Below are 529 nucleotides of genomic sequence, written 5' to 3'. Positions count from 1 at the left end.
GGGGATGATCGGATAGGTCATCGCGGCGGCAAATTTTTCGCAATCGACTTCTGCCACATGCGCCAGCGGTCGATAGACGAACAGATCACCTTCTTCATTCAGCAGCTTGGGCGGCATCGTCGCAAGACGCCCGCCGTGGAACAAGTTCATCAAAAACGTTTCAAGGATGTCGTCTCGGTGGTGCCCCAGTACAACAGCCGAGCAGCCTTCTTCGCGCGCAACACGATACAGGTTGCCGCGCCGAAGACGGGAACATAGGGCGCAATACGTCCGACCCTGCGGGACCTTGTCCATCACAATCGAATAAGTGTCCTGGTATTCAATCCGATGCGGTACACCCATGCGCTCTAAAAATTCCGGCAGGACGGTGGCGGGAAAGCCCGGCTGCCCCTGATCCAGATTGCAGGCCAGCAAATCGACAGGCAACAGACCACGCCATTTCAGCTCATGAAGAACCGCCAGCAGGGTATAACTGTCTTTGCCACCCGACAGGCAGACCAGCCAACGCGGCGGCGTGCCCTCTTTGTTA

1 protein-coding gene is annotated in these 529 nt (G+C 57.1%); it reads right to left on the bottom strand.

Annotated features, from left to right (window positions below; translation table 11 throughout):
- A partial coding sequence (gene ttcA / locus ACRZ95_RS23285; RefSeq protein WP_480555788.1) for a tRNA 2-thiocytidine(32) synthetase TtcA occupies positions 1-529 on the bottom strand: 529 nt, incomplete at both ends.

The sequence above is a fragment of the Ruegeria sp. AI3 genome, from assembly GCF_056541245.1.
This window is presented reverse-complemented; position numbering and strand designations above follow the sequence as displayed.